Origin of the sequence: Shewanella sp. CAL98-MNA-CIBAN-0140, from assembly GCF_040309905.1 — a bacterium.
GTDB classification, from domain to species: Bacteria; Pseudomonadota; Gammaproteobacteria; order Enterobacterales; family Shewanellaceae; genus Shewanella; species Shewanella psychromarinicola.
Genome location: NZ_JBEOPI010000202.1, coordinates 1 through 262, shown reverse-complemented (window position 1 = coordinate 262; position 262 = coordinate 1). Strand labels below are relative to the sequence as shown.

General features: G+C 67.9%; 1 protein-coding gene. It reads right to left on the bottom strand.

The window, feature by feature from the left end; all coding sequences use genetic code 11:
* Positions 1-82 precede the first annotated feature (82 nt).
* Positions 83-262, bottom strand: a 180-nt coding sequence (locus AAEY93_RS20755) for a cupin domain-containing protein (protein ID WP_351079572.1), incomplete at its 5' end; no start/stop codon positions are given.

Here is a 262-nt window from a genome sequence, read left to right as displayed (position 1 = left end):
GCCTCAATGTTGTGGCATTCGCGATGCGGCGCGCCGCGCGCGAGGCATGCGGCCGGCCTGCAGCGAATGCGGTGACGCGCGGTCAGAAGGTCGCCGGCGAATTGGCCGACACGACCTCGCAGATCAGTTCCGCGCTGGGATTGCGAAAACGATGCGGCAAACGGCTTTCGAAGTAGTAGCCGTCTCCGGGGTCGAGCAGCCACGTCGCGCCGTCGACGGTCAACTCGAGCCGGCCCGACACGACGACGCCGCCCTCGTGTCC